At 67.1% G+C, this 16,126-nt stretch carries 10 protein-coding genes, 3 rRNA genes and 1 pseudogene; 3 read left to right on the top strand and 11 right to left on the bottom strand.

Translation table 11 applies throughout. The annotated features are described in order from the left end of the window. Window positions 1-7 precede the first annotated feature (7 nt). Window positions 8-268: a hypothetical protein gene (locus DEJ50_RS26245; RefSeq protein WP_150210561.1), complete on the bottom strand. Its 261-nt coding sequence runs from the start codon at window positions 266-268 to the stop codon at window positions 8-10. A 45-nt stretch (window positions 269-313) separates the two neighbouring features. Between DEJ50_RS26245 and DEJ50_RS26240 the strand changes: the two genes are divergently transcribed. Next, on the top strand, window positions 314-661 hold the full coding sequence (locus tag DEJ50_RS26240; RefSeq protein WP_150210560.1) for an SCP2 sterol-binding domain-containing protein: 348 nt from the start codon (window positions 314-316) through the stop codon (window positions 659-661). A 398-nt stretch (window positions 662-1,059) separates the two neighbouring features. Here the strand turns inward: DEJ50_RS26240 and DEJ50_RS26230 are convergent, their stop codons facing one another. From DEJ50_RS26230 to DEJ50_RS26215, 4 genes are all read right to left on the bottom strand, one after another. Next, window positions 1,060-1,869 (bottom strand): ABC transporter ATP-binding protein, encoded by an 810-nt coding sequence (locus DEJ50_RS26230; RefSeq protein ID WP_150212370.1) that lies wholly within the window; start codon window positions 1,867-1,869, stop codon window positions 1,060-1,062. 68 nt (window positions 1,870-1,937) lie between these two features. Further along, the gene (locus tag DEJ50_RS26225) at window positions 1,938-2,978 is read right to left on the bottom strand and encodes a FecCD family ABC transporter permease (RefSeq protein ID WP_150212369.1); all 1,041 of its coding nucleotides are present in this window, start codon (window positions 2,976-2,978) and stop codon (window positions 1,938-1,940) included. 2 nt (window positions 2,979-2,980) lie between these two features. Then, window positions 2,981-3,994 (bottom strand): FecCD family ABC transporter permease, encoded by a 1,014-nt coding sequence (locus DEJ50_RS26220; protein WP_223837914.1) that lies wholly within the window; start codon window positions 3,992-3,994, stop codon window positions 2,981-2,983. A gap of 142 nt (window positions 3,995-4,136) precedes the next feature. Further along, window positions 4,137-5,174, bottom strand: coding sequence for an HAD hydrolase-like protein (locus DEJ50_RS26215; protein ID WP_150210559.1), 1,038 nt, complete (start codon window positions 5,172-5,174; stop codon window positions 4,137-4,139). Between the two features lie 98 nt (window positions 5,175-5,272). On the opposite strand from DEJ50_RS26215, the gene DEJ50_RS26210 reads away from it, so the two are divergent. Further along, window positions 5,273-6,556: a DUF1015 domain-containing protein gene (locus DEJ50_RS26210; protein ID WP_150210558.1), complete on the top strand. Its 1,284-nt coding sequence runs from the start codon at window positions 5,273-5,275 to the stop codon at window positions 6,554-6,556. Window positions 6,557-6,621: 65 nt separating this feature from the next. Here DEJ50_RS26210 and DEJ50_RS34800 read toward each other — a convergent pair whose 3' ends face one another. From DEJ50_RS34800 to DEJ50_RS26175, 6 genes and pseudogenes are all read right to left on the bottom strand, one after another. Further along, on the bottom strand, window positions 6,622-7,509 hold the full coding sequence (locus DEJ50_RS34800; RefSeq protein ID WP_223838171.1) for a tetratricopeptide repeat protein: 888 nt from the start codon (window positions 7,507-7,509) through the stop codon (window positions 6,622-6,624). An 18-nt stretch (window positions 7,510-7,527) separates the two neighbouring features. Beyond that, window positions 7,528-8,805, bottom strand: a pseudogene (locus DEJ50_RS35625) (hypothetical protein); the annotation flags it as partial. 118 nt (window positions 8,806-8,923) lie between these two features. Then, window positions 8,924-9,040, bottom strand: a 5S ribosomal RNA gene (gene rrf / locus DEJ50_RS26195). A gap of 106 nt (window positions 9,041-9,146) precedes the next feature. Further along, a 23S ribosomal RNA gene (locus DEJ50_RS26190) occupies window positions 9,147-12,266 on the bottom strand. Between the two features lie 286 nt (window positions 12,267-12,552). Then, window positions 12,553-14,077: ribosomal RNA gene (locus tag DEJ50_RS26185) — 16S ribosomal RNA — on the bottom strand. The 16S, 23S and 5S rRNA genes sit together here, the layout of an rRNA operon. 504 nt (window positions 14,078-14,581) lie before the next feature. Further along, a complete protein-coding gene (locus DEJ50_RS26175) occupies window positions 14,582-15,223 on the bottom strand; it encodes a DNA-3-methyladenine glycosylase (RefSeq protein ID WP_150210556.1) in 642 nt (213 codons plus the stop codon). Between the two features lie 111 nt (window positions 15,224-15,334). On the opposite strand from DEJ50_RS26175, the gene DEJ50_RS26170 reads away from it, so the two are divergent. Next, window positions 15,335-16,117, top strand: a complete 783-nt coding sequence (locus DEJ50_RS26170) for a sporulation protein (RefSeq protein WP_150210555.1) — start codon at window positions 15,335-15,337, stop codon at window positions 16,115-16,117. Window positions 16,118-16,126 lie beyond the last annotated feature (9 nt).

Genomic DNA, 16,126 nt, shown 5'->3' with positions numbered 1-16,126 from the left:
GTTCGGTTCAGCTCCTGATGTCGTACGGACGAGATGCCGGGGGCGCGTCCAGCGCGGTCAGCGCGTCACGCAATCCCCTGTGCACATCCTCGTACACCTCGACGTGCCCGTCCGCCGGGAGGTGGTCGGCATCGGCCAGCCGCTCGAGCTGCGCATCGATCTCGTCGCGTCCGGTGGGGGTACGGACCACCCCGAGCGGGGCCGGCCCGGCGGCCGGGTCGGGCGTGGGCCCGGCGGCCGGCTCGGTGGTGGGCTCTTCGTCGGTCATGGCCCAGACGCTACCCCCACCGGCTGCGATACGGTCGACAGCACCATGGCGACGATCGAGGAGTGCCGAGCCGCACTCGACCAGCTCTCCGGCAACCTGGCCCGGGCCGATGCGGACGTGCGCGGCGCGACCGCCTTCGACCGGTCCCTGAGCTGCCACATCACCGACCTCGACCAGACCTTCACGGGCCGGCTCGACGGCGGCCGGATCCGGGTGGACTCGGCGCTGCCGGGCCCGCCGCGGCAGAAGGCGGAGATCCGGCTGGCGATGACCGGCGACGACCTGGTGGCGATGGTCGAGGGCCGGCTGAACTTCGCCAAGGCCTGGGCCTCCGGCCGGATCCGCCTGGAAGCCGGCTTCCGCGACCTCCTCCGCCTCCGCAGCCTGCTGTAAGGCTTCCGCCCGGCGGCAGCAAAGCCCACCGGCCCAGCTCAGCCGGCGCGAGGCCCGGGGCGAAGCCCCGCCAACCCACCACGCAGCAAAGCCCACCGGCCCAGCCCGGCCGGCGCGGCGCCTGGGGCGAAGCCCCGGACCCCGGCGCGGCGCAGCCGCGGTCGGCGGCGACGGGCCGCGGGCCGCAAGCCCCGCCAAGCTGCCGCCGCCCGGCAAGCCGGCTAGGGCGTGTTGCGAAAGTAGCGCCGTCCGCCCGAAGGGCGGGCCCCGCGGCGTCTGGTGCGTGCGATCGCAAGGCGGAGGGTCGTCCTCGTACCGGGCGTACTCGGACGATCCCGACAACGCAGCGAGCGCGCGTGCCAGGCGTCGCGGGGCAGGCGGGACTTTCGCAACACGCCCTAGGCCGGCGCCGCCGCCCGGCGGCGGGCGCTCCGGGCGGCCGGAACCACCAGCGGGGTCCCGGTCGCCGGGTCGGGAACCACCTGGCACCGGAGCCCGAACACCTCCTCCACCAGCTCCGCGGTGACCACCTCGGCCGGCGGCCCCTCCGCCACCACCCGGCCCGCGCGCAGCGCGATCAGGTGCGTGGCGTACCGGGCCGCATGGTTCAGGTCGTGCAGCACCGCCACCAGCGTCCGGCCCTGCTCCTCGTGCAGTTCCGCGCACAGGTCCAGCACATCGATCTGGTGCTGGATGTCCAGGTACGTGGTCGGCTCGTCGAGCAGCAGCAGGGGTGTCTGCTGCGCCAGTGCCATGGCGATCCACACCCGCTGCCGCTGCCCGCCGGACAGCTCGTCCACCGCCCGGTCCGCCAGCTCCGCGACGCCCGTCGAGGCCATCGACTCCCGGACGATCCGCTCGTCCTCCGGGGACCACTGGCGCAGCAGTCCCTGGTGCGGGTACCGGCCGCGGGAGACCAGATCGGCGACGGTGATCCCGTCCGGGGCGATCGAGGACTGCGGCAGCAGACCCAGCGTCCTGGCCACCTTCTTCGCCGGCAGCGAGCCGATGGCCTGCCCGTCGAGCAGCACCCGCCCGGCCGTCGGCTTCAGCATCCGCGCCAGCGCGCGCAGCAGCGTGGACTTGCCGCAGGCGTTCGGTCCGACGATCACCGTGAAGGAATGGTCGGGGATCTCCACCGACAGGTTCTCGGCGATGACCCGCTGGTCGTAGCCGAGGGTCACGTTGTCCGCGGTCAGCCGCTGCACAGCGTTCTCCGCGTTCTCCGGGTTCACCGGATTGCTCCTCAGGTTCTGTTCCGGGGCGGCCATATCGGTCATATCCGTCCCGCCTTGCGTTCGGTCACGAGCAGCCACAGCAGGTAGACCCCGCCGACCAGGCCGGTCACCACACCCACCGGCAGCTGGTCGGAGCCGAAGGCCCGCTGCGAGGCCCAGTCGGACACCAGCAGCAGTACGGCGCCCATGAGCGCGCCGGAGACCAGGTTCGAGCCGGGCGACCGGGTGAGCCGCCGGGCCAGCTGGGGCGCGGCCAGGGCCACGAAGGAGATCGGGCCGGCCGCGGCGGCTGCGGCCGTGGTCAGCAGGATCGCCGCCGCCATCAGCAGCACCCGGGTGCGTTCGACCTGTACGCCGACCGCTGCCGCGGCATCGTCGCCCATCTCCATCATCCGCAGGGCCCGGCCCTGCCCGAGCACCAGCGGGAACACCAGCGCGCAGGTCACCGCCAGCGGCCACACCTGGCCCCAGTCCCGGCCGGACAGTGAACCGGTCAGCCAGATCATCGCGCGGGCGGCGTCGACCAGCTGGGACTTGGTCAGCAGGTACTGGATGCCGGCGATCAGCATGGCGGAGGCGCCGATGCCGACGAGCACCAGCCGGTAGCCGTTGATGCCCCGTTTGTACGCGAGGAGGTAGATGGCGGTGCCGGTCAGCAGGCCGCCGGCCAGTGCCCCGGCGGCCACCTCACCGGCATCGCCCTTGAACAGGACGATGACCGCGAGCGCGCCGACGGCCGCGCCGTGCCCGAAGCCGAGCACATCGGGCGAGCCCAGCGGGTTGCGGGACACGGACTGGAAGACCGCCCCGGCCATCCCGAGCGCGGCGCCGACCAGCACGGCCACCAGGACCCGCGGCAGCCGCAGTTCGTTGACGATGAACTCGTCGGCCGGGGTTCCGTTGCCGAGCAGGGTCCGTACGACGTCCCAGGGCGCGATGGGGAAGTCGCCGGTGCCGACCAGGAGGACGGCCATCGCGAGCATCACGGCGGTGAGCAGCAGCCCGGCGGCGAGCGCGCGCGGCTCGATGCGCAGCGAGGTCCGGCCGGGGCCGCGCAGGGCCCGCGGCTTGGCGTTCACGGTCACAGCTGGGCCATCCTCTTGCGGCGTACCAGGTAGATGAAGACGGGTCCGCCGAGCAGTGCGGTGACGATGCCGACCTGGAGTTCGGCGGGCCGGGTGACGATCCGGCCGATGACGTCCGCGCCGAGCAGCAGGACCGGCGAGAGCACCGCCGAGTAGGCCAGCACCCATCGCATGTCCGGGCCGGTGAAGGCCCGTACCAGGTGCGGGACCATCAGGCCGATGAAGACGATCGGCCCGCAGGCGGCGGTCGCGGCCCCGCAGAGCAGGGTGATGGCGATCATCGCGGCGATCCGGGTGCGGGTGAGGTGGGTGCCGAGGGCGCGGGCCGTGTCGTCGCCCATGGCCATCGCGTTGAGCGGCCGGCCGAGGGCCAGGGCGAGGAGGGCGCCGGCCAGCAGGAAGGGCGCTACCTGCCGCACGGTCTCCATGGTGGCCGAGGCCAGCGAGCCGACGGTCCAGAAGCGCAGCTTGTCCATCGCCGTGTTGTCCATGATCTGGACGGCGTTGATGTAGCCGACGAGGGCCGCGCTGGCCGCCGTGCCGGCGAGGGCCAGCCGGACCGGGGTCGCGCTGCGGCTGCCCCCGAGTACGTACACGACCACCGACACCACGGCGGCGCCGGCGAAGGCGTACCAGACGAACTCGTTGAGCGAGGTGGCGCCGAGGAAGCTGATCGCGGAGACCACGGCAGCCGCGGCGCCGGCGTTGACGCCGAGGATGCCGGGCTCGGCCAGCGGGTTCCGGGTCAGTGCCTGCATGACCGCGCCGGACAGGCCGAGTCCGGTGCCGACCATCAGGCCGAGCAGGGTGCGCGGGATGCGGAGGTCGTGCACCACCACGTCCGAGGGCGTGCCGGTGTAGTGGAACAGGCCGTGCCAGACCTCCTCGATCGGCATCGCCTTGGCTCCCATCGCGAGGCTCGCCATCGCGATCAGCACCAGGGCGGCGCAGGCGGCCAGCAGGCCGACGGCGCGCGCCCCGGTGCGTACCCGGGGACCGGCACCGGGCACGGCGCCCCGTGGGGAACTCCCGGAAGTCCCGGTAGTCGCGGAACTCTCGGCACTCTCAGCACTCTCGACCAACACGAAAGTTAGGTTAGCCTACCCTCGCATTTACTCCCGAGGGCCGCCCGAGGGCCGTACCGCCCACCCCCTACAAAGCCAGTCCCGCCAGGGCCTTCTCCGCATCCAGCCCACAGGCCCCGTCCCCGGCATGCGTCCAGGCCGCCGCGCACAGCGCCCGCAGCCCGTCGACCGGATCCGCCCCCTCCTGAACCGCCGTCAGCACCAGCCCGCCACCGTCGACCCCGGCCTGCCAGCCACCGCACCGGAAGAGCCCGGCCTGCTCACGCACCTCCGGCTGCCCGGTCAGCAGCCCCCGCAGATCCCGGTCCACATACGTCGGCCGGTACTTCGGCTCGGCCCGCAGCAGCTGGGCCGCGTCCGTCACCCCGGTCATCACCAGCAGGGAGTCCACCTCCCCGTTGAACGCGCCCTCGATGTCCGTGTCGAGCCGGTCCCCGACCACCAACGGCCGCCGCGCCCCGGTCCGCAGGATGGTCTCGCGGTGCATCGGCGGCAGCGGCTTCCCCGCCACCTGGGGCTCCGCACCGGTGGCGATCCGTACGACCTCCACCGCCGCACCGTTGCCCGGCGCGATCCCCCGCGTCCCCGGAATCGTCAGATCCGTGTTGGACGCGAACCACGGCACCCCGCGCGCGATCGCGTACGAGGCCTCCGCGAACCGCCCCCAGGCCAAGTCCGGCCCGCCGTACCCCTGGACCACGGCCGCCGGATCGTCCTCCGCCGACTCCACCGGCACCAGCCCGCGCTCGCGCAGCGCCACCCGCAGCCCCTCGCCGCCGATGACCAGCACCCGCGACCCCGCCGGCAGCTGATCGGCGATCAGCCGGGCCACCGCCTGCGCTGAGGTGATCACCTCCGCGGCCTCGGTCGGAATGCCCAGCTCGGTCAGATGCGCGGCCACCGCGTCCGGCGTTCGCAGCGCATTGTTGGTGACATACGCGAGGTGCATCCCGTCCGCCCGGGCCGCCAGCAGCGATTCCACCGCGTGCGCGATGGCCCGCCCGCCCGCGTACACCACCCCGTCGAGGTCCAGCAGAGCCGTGTCGTACGCCTCGTGCAGCCGCTGCTCACTGCCCGCGGGCCTGGTCCTGCTCTGCCGGCTCATCCGTGTCCGCTCCTCTTCCGTCCTCGAACCATGGATCTTGTCCGAATTCCGTACTCCCCGATCATCCCGCATGGCAAGACGCCACTTACCATGCACCAATGACCACACCAGGTATCGAGGAACACGGACTACGGCTGATCCCGTTCCACGGACTGCGCTTCGTCCCCGAACGCGTCGGCAGCCTCGCCGCCGTCACCTCGCCGCCGTACGACGTGGTCGTACGCCCCGACGGCCTCAACCACCTCGAGTCCGCGGACCCGCACAACATCGTCCGCCTCATCCTGCCGCAGGCCGACACCCCCGACGAACGCAACGAGCAGGCCGCCCGGACCCTTCGGGACTGGCTGGCCGAGGGCGTCCTCCGCACCGACCCCGAGCCCGCCCTGTATGTATACGAGCAGCGCAAGGGCGAACTGCTCCAGCGCGGCATCATCGGCGCCCTCGCCCTGTCGGCCGCCGACGCCGGCATCGTCCTCCCCCACGAGGACGTCATGCCGCAGGTGGTCGCCGACCGGGCCGGTCTGATGCGCGCCACCGCCGCCAACCTCGAACCCCTGCTGCTCACCTACCGCGGCGAGGACGCCGGCCTCCCCGACAGCAGCGCCGCGGAGATCGTGGAGGCCACCGCCGACCGCCCGCCGCTCCTCGCCACCACCACCGAGGACGGCTTCCGGCACCGCCTGTGGGCGATCACCGATCCCGCCGAGGTCGCGGCCGTCACCCGGGACCTCGGCCACCGGCAGGCCCTCATCGCGGACGGCCACCACCGCTGGGCGACCTACCTACGGCTCCAGGCCGAACACCACGCCCCGGGCGCCTGGGACTTCGGCCTGGTCCTCCTGGTGGACACGGCCCGCTACCCGCTCCAGGTCCGCGCCATCCACCGTATGCTGCACCGCCTGCCGGCGTCCGAGGCACTGGCCGCGCTCGAACCCCACTTCCGGGTCCGCACGGTGGACGGACCGCTGCCCGCGGCGATGGCGGCACTCGGCGAGGCCGCCGCGACCGGCAACGCCTTCCTGCTCACCGGCGACGGCCGCTTCCACCTGGTCACCGACCCGGATCCGGAGCTGCTCGACCGCACCGTCCGGCAGGACCGCCCCGAGGCCTGGCGCCGGCTGGACGCCACGGTCCTGCACGCCACCCTCCTCGACGCGCTGTGGCACGTCCCGGACACCCCCGAGCACATCGGCTACATCCACGACACCGAGGCCACCGTGGAGATGGCCGAACGGCTCGGCGGCACGGCCGTACTGCTCCATCCCGTACGGGAGGACGTGGTCCGGGACCTGGCCCGCCAGGGGGTCACCATGCCCCGCAAGTCCACCTCGTTCGGCCCCAAGCCGGCGACCGGCCTGGTCCTGCGCAGCCTGAACGCCTGACCCGTACGACGCACAACGAAGGAGGGCGGTACCCCGTGCGGGGTACCGCCCTCCTTCACATGCGACTAGGCCTTGCCGCCGCTCTCACCCTCGACGGCGTCGTCCACGTCCACGTCCGCTTCCGCAGCCGTCTCGGCGTCCGGGTCCTCGACCGGCTCGTACTCGTCGTCGTCCTCGTCGTAGTACTCGGTCACGTCCGAAGCCGCCTCGGCCGCCGCCAGCTCGGCCGCGTCGACCGCGTCCAGCTCGTCGCCCTCGTCGTCCTCGTCCATCGCGTCGACGAACTCGACCCCGTCCATCTCGGCCAGCCGGTCGGAGGCGTCGGTGGCCCCGTCCTTGTCCGCCTCGGCGGTCTTGGCGAACCATTCGCGCGCCTCGTCCTCGCGGCCGGCGGCCAGCAGGGCATCGGCGTACGCGTACCGCAGGCGCGCGGTCCACGGCTGAACGGCGCTGGAGGCCAGCTCCGGGCTCTGCAGGGTCACGATGGCGGCGTCCAGCTGCCCCATGTCCCGCCGCGCACCGGCCGCAACCAGCCGCATCTCGACCTGGCCGGCCTTGTCCAGCTTCTGCACCTCGGGCTCGCCGGCCATGGCCAGCGCGCGCTCGGGGCGGCCCAGACCGCGCTCGCAGTCGGCCATGACGGGCCACAGCTCGACCGAGCCGGTCATCCGCTTGGCGGCCCGGAACTCGGCCAGCGCCTCGCTGTACTTCTGCGTGGCGTACGCGGCGAAGCCGGCGGCCTCGCGGACGGCGGCGACACGGGAGGCCAGGCGCAGGGCGATCCGCGAGTACGCGTACGCCTGCTCGGGCTCCTCGTCGATCAGACGGGCCACCATCACCAGGTTCCGGGAGACCTCCTCGGCCAGACCCTTGGGCAGGCTGAGGAGCTCCTGGCGGACGTCGGAGTCGATCTCGTCGCCGGTGACGTCCTCGTCGATCGGAAGCCGCTTCACCGGCTCGCGGTCGCTGCGGTCACGGTAGTCCCGGTCCCGCTCGTCCCGGCCCCGGTACCCGCCGCGGTCGCCGCCCCGGTCGTCACGGCCGCCGCGGTAGCCACCACGGTCCCCACCGCGGTCATCGCGGCGCGGGTAGCTGGGGCGGTCGCCCCGGTCACCGCGGTCGTCGCGGCGGAAGCCGCCACGGTCGTCATCACGGCGCGGGTAGCTGGGCCGCTCGCCACCGCGGTCATCGCGGCGCGGGTAGCTCGGACGCTCATCCCGACCGCGGTAGCCACCACGGTCCCCACCGCGGTCGTCACGGCGGTCGTCACGGCGCGGGTAGCTGGGGCGGTCGCCCCGGTCACCACGGTCATCGCGGCGCGGGTAGCTCGGTCGGTCCCCACCACGGTCATCACGCCCACCGCGGAAGCCACCACGGTCGTCATCACGGCGCGGGTAGCTGGGCCGCTCACCACCGCGGTCATCGCGGCGCGGGTAGCTCGGACGCTCGTCCCGACCGCGGTAGCCACCACGGTCCCCGCCACGGTCGTCACGGCGGTCGTCACGGCGCGGGTAGCTGGGGCGGTCGCCCCGGTCACCACGGTCATCGCGGCGGAAGGACGGACGGTCCCCGCCACGGTCATCGCGACGCGGGTAGCTCGGACGGTCCCCGCCCCGGTCATCACGCCCACCGCGGTAACCACCACGGTCATCGTCACGGCGCGGGTAGCTGGGACGGTCGCCCCGGTCACCACGGTCATCGCGACGGAAGGACGGACGGTCCCCACCACGGTCGTCACGCCCACCGCGGAAGCCACCACGGTCGTCATCACGACGGGGGTAGCTGGGACGCTCGCCACCACGGTCATCACGGCGGAAGGACGGACGGTCCCCGCCACGGTCATCGCGACGCGGGTAGCTCGGACGATCGCCGCCCCGGTCATCACGCCCACCGCGGAAGCCACCACGGTCATCGTCACGACGCGGGTAGCTGGGACGCTCGCCACCACGGTCATCGCGGCGCTGGTAACCGGGACGGTCGCCGCCCCGGTCGTCACGGCCTCGGTAGCCACCGCGGTCGCCACCGCCGGCCGGGCGACCGCCACGGTCGTCACGGCGGAAGCCGCCGCCACTCGGCCGGCCACCGCGGTCATCGCGACGGAAACCACCACGGTCCCCGCCACGGTCGTCACGGCCCCCGCGGTAGCCGCCCCTGTCACCACCGTCGTTGCGACGAGGCTCGCGCTCCGGACGATCGTCGGGAGAGTTGGACATGGGTGTGACTCCTGTCTTCGGGGTACCGCTAGTCATTCTTGCGCAACCAACCCATGGCCGCGCTCCGGGGTGAAACGTACAGAACAAAACAAAACAAAAAAGGACCCTTGGTCCTCAGCGTGAACGCTGAGGACCAAGGGTCCTTTGAAAGATTGTTCGGCGGCGTCCTACTCTCCCACAGGGTCCCCCCTGCAGTACCATCGGCGCTGAAAGGCTTAGCTTCCGGGTTCGGAATGTAACCGGGCGTTTCCCTAACGCTATGACCACCGAAACCCTATCGGTTTCGAGCGAACAAGCACACTCTGTAGTTGTGTTCCAGCTCTAGAAACCAGCAACCGTTCGTTGCTTCAGAACTAACACAGTGGACGCGAGCAACTGAGGACAAGCCCTCGGCCTATTAGTACCAGTCAGCTCCACCCGTTACCGGGCTTCCACATCTGGCCTATCAACCCAGTCGTCTACTGGGAGCCTTACCCTCTCAAGGAGGTGGGAATACTCATCTTGAAGCAGGCTTCCCGCTTAGATGCTTTCAGCGGTTATCCCTCCCGAACGTAGCCAACCAGCCATGCCCTTGGCAGGACAACTGGCACACCAGAGGTTCGTCCGTCCCGGTCCTCTCGTACTAGGGACAGCCCTTCTCAATATTCCTACGCGCACAGCGGATAGGGACCGAACTGTCTCACGACGTTCTAAACCCAGCTCGCGTACCGCTTTAATGGGCGAACAGCCCAACCCTTGGGACCGACTCCAGCCCCAGGATGCGACGAGCCGACATCGAGGTGCCAAACCATCCCGTCGATATGGACTCTTGGGGAAGATCAGCCTGTTATCCCCGGGGTACCTTTTATCCGTTGAGCGACGGCGCTTCCACAAGCCACCGCCGGATCACTAGTCCCGACTTTCGTCCCTGCTCGACCCGTCGGTCTCACAGTCAAGCTCCCTTGTGCACTTACACTCAACACCTGATTGCCAACCAGGCTGAGGGAACCTTTGGGCGCCTCCGTTACCCTTTGGGAGGCAACCGCCCCAGTTAAACTACCCATCAGACACTGTCCCTGATCCGGATCACGGACCGAGGTTAGACATCCAGCACGACCAGAGTGGTATTTCAACGGCGACTCCACCATGACTGGCGTCACGGCTTCAAAGTCTCCCACCTATCCTACACAAGCCGAACCGAACACCAATATCAAACTGTAGTAAAGGTCCCGGGGTCTTTCCGTCCTGCTGCGCGAAACGAGCATCTTTACTCGTAGTGCAATTTCACCGGGCCTATGGTTGAGACAGTCGAGAAGTCGTTACGCCATTCGTGCAGGTCGGAACTTACCCGACAAGGAATTTCGCTACCTTAGGATGGTTATAGTTACCACCGCCGTTTACTGGCGCTTAAGTTCTCAGCTTCGCAACCCCGAAAGGTCACTAACCGGTCCCCTTAACGTTCCAGCACCGGGCAGGCGTCAGTCCGTATACATCGCCTTACGGCTTCGCACGGACCTGTGTTTTTAGTAAACAGTCGCTTCTCGCTGGTCTCTGCGGCCACCCCCAGCTCACGGAGTAAATCCGATCACCAGTGATGGCCCCCCTTCTCCCGAAGTTACGGGGGCATTTTGCCGAGTTCCTTAACCATAGTTCACCCGAACGCCTCGGTATTCTCTACCTGACCACCTGAGTCGGTTTAGGGTACGGGCCGCCATGAAACTCGCTAGAGGCTTTTCTCGACAGCATAGGATCATCCACTTCACCACAATCGGCTCGGCATCAGGTCTCAGCCTTATATGAGGGACGGATTTGCCTACCCCTCGGCCTACACCCTTACCCCGGGACAACCACCGCCCGGGCTGGACTACCTTCCTGCGTCACCCCATCGCTTACCTACTACAAGTCTGGTTCGTCGGCTCCACCACTTTCCTTTCCCCGAAGGGTCCGGAACGGCTTCACGGACTTAGCATCGCCTGATTCGATATTGGGCGTTTCAAAGCGGGTACCGGAATATCAACCGGTTGTCCATCGACTACGCCTGTCGGCCTCGCCTTAGGTCCCGACTTACCCTGGGCAGATCAGCTTGACCCAGGAACCCTTAGTCAATCGGCGCACACGTTTCTCACGTGTGTATCGCTACTCATGCCTGCATTCTCACTCGTGAACCGTCCACAACTGCCTTCCGGCGCTGCTTCACCCGGCACACGACGCTCCCCTACCCATCACAGCGGGCGTTGGCCCTATTGCTGCAATGACACGACTTCGGCGGTACGCTTGAGCCCCGCTACATTGTCGGCGCGGAATCACTTGACCAGTGAGCTATTACGCACTCTTTCAAGGGTGGCTGCTTCTAAGCCAACCTCCTGGTTGTCTCTGCGACTCCACATCCTTTCCCACTTAGCGTACGCTTAGGGGCCTTAGTCGATGCTCTGGGCTGTTTCCCTCTCGACCATGGAGCTTATCCCCCACAGTCTCACTGCCGTGCTCTCACTTACCGGCATTCGGAGTTTGGCTAAGGTCAGTAACCCGGTAGGGCCCATCGCCTATCCAGTGCTCTACCTCCGGCAAGAAACACACGACGCTGCACCTAAATGCATTTCGGGGAGAACCAGCTATCACGGAGTTTGATTGGCCTTTCACCCCTAACCACAGGTCATCCCCCAGGTTTTCAACCCTGGTGGGTTCGGTCCTCCACGAAGTCTTACCTCCGCTTCAACCTGCCCATGGCTAGATCACTCCGCTTCGGGTCTAGAGCGTGCAACTCAATCGCCCTGTTCGGACTCGCTTTCGCTACGGCTTCCCCACACGGGTTAACCTCGCTACACACCGCTAACTCGCAGGCTCATTCTTCAAAAGGCACGCAGTCACGAGACGCACCGAAGTACGTCCGACGCTCCCACGGCTTGTAGGCACACGGTTTCAGGTACTATTTCACTCCGCTCCCGCGGTACTTTTCACCATTCCCTCACGGTACTATCCGCTATCGGTCACCAGGGAATATTTAGGCTTAGCGGGTGGTCCCGCCAGATTCACACGGGATTTCTCGGGCCCCGTGCTACTTGGGAGATGAGCAAGCAAGCCGCTGATGTTTCGTCTACGGGGGTCTTACCCTCTACGCCGGACCTTTCGCATGTCCTTCGACTACATCAACGGTTTCTGACTCGCCCAGCCGCCGGCAGACGACTGAAGCTCATTCCCACAACCCCGCATGCGCAACCCCTGCCGGGTCTCACACGCATACGGTTTGGCCTCATCCGGTTTCGCTCGCCACTACTCCCGGAATCACGGTTGTTTTCTCTTCCTGAGGGTACTGAGATGTTTCACTTCCCCTCGTTCCCTCCACATGCCCTATGTGTTCAGGCATGGGTGACAGCCCATGACGACTGCCGGGTTTCCCCATTCGGACACCCCCGGATCAAAGCTCAGTTGGCAGCTCCCCGGGGCCTATCGCGGCCTCTCACGTCCTTCATCGGTTCCTGGTGCCAAGGCATCCACCGTGCGCCCTTAAAAACTTGGCCACAGATGCTCGCGTCCACTGTGTAGTTCTCAAGCAACGACCAGCCACCCATCACCCTGCTCCCAAAAGGACCAGGTTCACTGGGGCCGGCATCGCGAAGGTTCGACCAACCGGCCGTACCCTCAGATACCCAACAACGTGCCAGGCGTGAGCCCCGTCCGTATCCCCCGTTCCACGCCGAAGCAGTACTAGGAAGACCATCAGGTCACTCACGCCAACTAATCAACGTTCCACCCATGAGCTGACCGTGCAGAACGTTTGTCTGCAATCGGTACTGTGCTCCTTAGAAAGGAGGTGATCCAGCCGCACCTTCCGGTACGGCTACCTTGTTACGACTTCGTCCCAATCGCCAGTCCCACCTTCGACAGCTCCCTCCCACAAGGGGTTGGGCCACCGGCTTCGGGTGTTACCGACTTTCGTGACGTGACGGGCGGTGTGTACAAGGCCCGGGAACGTATTCACCGCAGCAATGCTGATCTGCGATTACTAGCAACTCCGACTTCATGGGGTCGAGTTGCAGACCCCAATCCGAACTGAGACCGGCTTTTTGAGATTCGCTCCACCTCACGGTATCGCAGCTCATTGTACCGGCCATTGTAGCACGTGTGCAGCCCAAGACATAAGGGGCATGATGACTTGACGTCGTCCCCACCTTCCTCCGAGTTGACCCCGGCGGTCTCCTGTGAGTCCCCATCACCCCGAAGGGCATGCTGGCAACACAGGACAAGGGTTGCGCTCGTTGCGGGACTTAACCCAACATCTCACGACACGAGCTGACGACAGCCATGCACCACCTGTATACCGACCACAAGGGGGCACTATCTCTAATGCTTTCCGGTATATGTCAAGCCTTGGTAAGGTTCTTCGCGTTGCGTCGAATTAAGCCACATGCTCCGCTGCTTGTGCGGGCCCCCGTCAATTCCTTTGAGTTTTAGCCTTGCGGCCGTACTCCCCAGGCGGGGAACTTAATGCGTTAGCTGCGGCACCGACGACGTGGAATGTCGCCAACACCTAGTTCCCAACGTTTACGGCGTGGACTACCAGGGTATCTAATCCTGTTCGCTCCCCACGCTTTCGCTCCTCAGCGTCAGTAATGGCCCAGAGATCCGCCTTCGCCACCGGTGTTCCTCCTGATATCTGCGCATTTCACCGCTACACCAGGAATTCCGATCTCCCCTACCACACTCTAGCCTGCCCGTATCGAATGCAGACCCGGGGTTAAGCCCCGGGCTTTCACATCCGACGCGACAAGCCGCCTACGAGCTCTTTACGCCCAATAATTCCGGACAACGCTTGCGCCCTACGTATTACCGCGGCTGCTGGCACGTAGTTAGCCGGCGCTTCTTCTGCAGGTACCGTCACTTTCGCTTCTTCCCTGCTGAAAGAGGTTTACAACCCGAAGGCCGTCATCCCTCACGCGGCGTCGCTGCATCAGGCTTTCGCCCATTGTGCAATATTCCCCACTGCTGCCTCCCGTAGGAGTCTGGGCCGTGTCTCAGTCCCAGTGTGGCCGGTCGCCCTCTCAGGCCGGCTACCCGTCGTCGCCTTGGTGGGCCATTACCCCACCAACAAGCTGATAGGCCGCGGGCTCATCCTTCACCGCCGGAGCTTTCAACCCCCGCCCATGCAGGCAGGAGTGGTATCCGGTATTAGACCCCGTTTCCAGGGCTTGTCCCAGAGTGAAGGGCAGATTGCCCACGTGTTACTCACCCGTTCGCCACTAATCCACCCCGAAGGGCTTCATCGTTCGACTTGCATGTGTTAAGCACGCCGCCAGCGTTCGTCCTGAGCCAGGATCAAACTCTCCGTGAATGTTTACCCGTAATCGGGTGACACTCGCGTTGAGCGGGACGGTCATGCCGGAATATGGCCGACCGTCCACAGCGTCCTCGCTGTGTTTTGTTTCTTCAAAGGAACCTCATCCACCGAGGTGGACGGGGTATCAACTTCTGGCGTTGATTTTTGGCACGCTGTTGAGTTCTCAAGGTGCGGACGCTTCCTTTGTACTGACCCTCGCGGGCTTTCCTCCGGGCGCTTCCTTCGTTCTCGCGTTTCCGACTCTATCAGATCTTTTCGGACCCGATTTCCTCGGCGCTTTCCAGGTTCTCGCTTTCGCGCTTTCCCTTTCGGCGTGGTCACTACGTTAGCGGATTTCCCTTGCAGTTCATAATCGAGCCGCTGGGATTGAATTCGGGCATGCCGAAATCGACCCCGTCAGGGTGAATCGTAGGTAGTGGTTGGCCGCTTCGGAGGCTGCTGACAGCAGTGCCCCGTTTCAAGCGGCTCGGGCTACGTTAGGCGTCCGGCAAGGGCGAGTCAAGTTGAGCGGCGGCGTGGCACATGCGGGCGGTAAGGGCTCACCGTCGGGTCGTCGGCGATCCAGAACCGGTAGGGGTGGTGGGCGCCGTCGCCGCTGACTCCCGTGCGGGGGCCGCTGCTCACCAGGTCGGGCGGGGTGGGCGTGCCGGCGAGGACCGAGAGCGGGGAGTCCGGGCCGGCGCAGAGGTCGGTGCCGTCGAGGGTTCGGTCCACATCCAGGGCCGTGGCCAGGCGGGCCGGGCCTTTGGCGAGTTCTCGCGGGGTTCTGGCTGAAAGTCGACGTTTGGCCGCCAGCTCGGCACCCACCGTGATCTCACCCGCACGGAGCAGCACACCACTCGCCCGGCCCTCCGGGCCGCACACCAGGTTGAGGCTGAACCACATGCCGTAGATGAAGTAGACGTACGCGTGTCCGGGCGGGCCGAACATGGATGCGTTGCGGGCGGTGCGCCCCCGGTAGGCGTGGGAGCCCGGATCGGCCTGGCCCTCGTACGCCTCCACCTCGGTGATGCGCAGCTCGATCCGGCCTTCCGGAGTACGGCGGACCAGGGTGCGGCCGAGGAGGTCCGGGGCGACTTCGAGGACCGGGCGGTCGTAGAAGCCGCGGGGCAGGGGCGTACGGTCGGGACGCGCGCTCATCCGGTCGAGCGTAGTGGACACCGCAGAGCTGCAACCGAGCTCTATGGTTCCGCGTTGGTAAGAGGTACTGGGTACGAGTGGTCCTCGGAACGTAAACGTAGGAGACAAGGCATGGGTTTCAGGAAGCTGCTGGCGAGCCTGGGGGCCGGTGGGGCCTCGGTGGACACGATCATCACCGAGCCGAACGTGGTGCCGGGCGGCATCGTGCAGGGAGAGGTCCGGATCCAGGGCGGATCGGTGGACCAGCAGATCGAGGGACTGTCCGTCGGTCTGCAGGCCCGGGTCGAGGTCGAGAGCGGTGACCAGGAGGTCAAGCAGGACATCGTCTTCACCAAGCAGCGGCTCGGCGGGGCCTTCACCGTTCAGGCCGGTGCGGTGCACGTGGTGCCGTTCGGGCTGGAGATTCCGTGGGAGACCCCGATCACCCACTTCGCCGGTCAGCACCTGCACGGCATGAACATCGGGGTCAGCACCGAGCTGGAGATCGCTCGGGCGGTGGACGCCGGGGACCTGGACCCGATCAACGTCCACCCGGTGCCGGCGCAGCAGGCGATCCTGGACGCCTTCGGTCAGCTGGGCTTCCGGTTCCGCAGCGCGGACATGGAGCGCGGGCACATCCGGGGTACCCGGCAGACGCTGCCCTTCTACCAGGAGATCGAGTTCGTGCCGCCGCAGCAGTACCGCGGGCTGAACCAGGTCGAGCTGACCTTTGTCTCCGACGGCCGTGAGATGGACGTCGTACTGGAGATGGACAAGAAGCCCGGTCTGTTCTCCGAGGGCAGCGACACCTTCCGCTGCTTCCAGGTGGGTCTGCAGTCGTACCAGTCGACCGACTGGGCGGCGTACCTGAACCAGTGGATCGCCTCGGTGGGCTCGCAGCGGAACTGGTTCTGACCGGTCGCG

Origin of the sequence: Streptomyces venezuelae (assembly GCF_008642295.1) — a bacterium.
Classification (GTDB): Bacteria; Actinomycetota; Actinomycetes; order Streptomycetales; family Streptomycetaceae; genus Streptomyces; species Streptomyces venezuelae_C.
Note: the sequence above shows the minus strand (reverse complement) of the source record. Positions and strands in the feature narration are given on the sequence as shown.